The sequence below is a fragment of the Streptomyces sp. SID5910 genome (assembly GCF_009862125.1).
Classification (GTDB): domain Bacteria; phylum Actinomycetota; class Actinomycetes; order Streptomycetales; family Streptomycetaceae; genus Streptomyces.
On record NZ_WWHX01000017.1, the window covers coordinates 1 to 868 of the forward strand.

Annotated in this window: 1 protein-coding gene; it reads right to left on the reverse strand. The window is 74.4% G+C overall.

Annotation, left to right across the window (positions count from 1 at the left end):
- The coding region (locus tag GTW67_RS00685; protein ID WP_161162829.1) for an alkaline phosphatase PhoX at positions 1 to 569 on the reverse strand (569 nt) is incomplete at its 3' end.
- Positions 570 to 868 lie beyond the last annotated feature (299 nt).

Below are 868 nucleotides of genomic sequence, written 5' to 3' on the forward strand. Positions count from 1 at the left end.
GCCTTGTCCTCGGTCTCCTCGCAGGTCAGCCAGGTGCCCCACGGAGTGCTGCCGCCCGCGCAGTTGGTGGCGGTACCGGCGATGCCGACCCACTCGGCGACGTGCCCGCCGCGGCGGACCTCGACGACCGTGCAGCCGCCTGCGGCCGCCGGGTCGTAGACGAGGCCGTCGGTGAGCGGCACGGGGTGCGGCCAGTTGGCGCGGGGACCGGCCAGCTCGTGGTTGTTGACGAGGAGCGTGGCGCCGCGCGGGCCCTCGAAGGTGGCGGTGCCGTCGTGGTTGGAGGGGGTGTACTCGCCCGTCTCCAGCTTGGTCCGGCCGCTGTACGTGATGACCTCGTACCGGAAGCCGGCGGGCAGGGCGAGGATGCCGTCCGGGTCGGACACGAGCGGCCCGTAACCGACCCCGTCGTGCCCGTGACCGTGGCCGTGTGCCTGGTCCACGCTCTCGGTGTCGGTGGACGCGAGGGCCTGCGGGGCGGTGGCGAGGGCGCCGACGCTGCCCGCCAGTACGACTCCGGCCCCGGTGAGCGCGGATCGACTGGCGAAGTCCCTGCGGGTGAGCGACATGGTGTCTCCTGTGACGATGAGCTGCCGTGGAGGGTGGCGAACCTCGTTGCGCCGCCACGCTGTCGGTCACGTCTGAACAACACCTGAACACCCGGCGGCCGGCCGCCGTCACCGCGGGCAATCGTGCCGCTGGGGCGGCACGGGTGGGCGCGGCGGCACCCGGGCAACGCCGGCCCGCGTCACCCACCCCGCACACCCGCGCCAACGCCGAGCACCGACAAACGCCGCTCCGCGTCACACGCGCAACCGCGGGCAATCGTGCCGCCAAGGGCGGCACGGGTGGGCGCGGCGGCACCCGG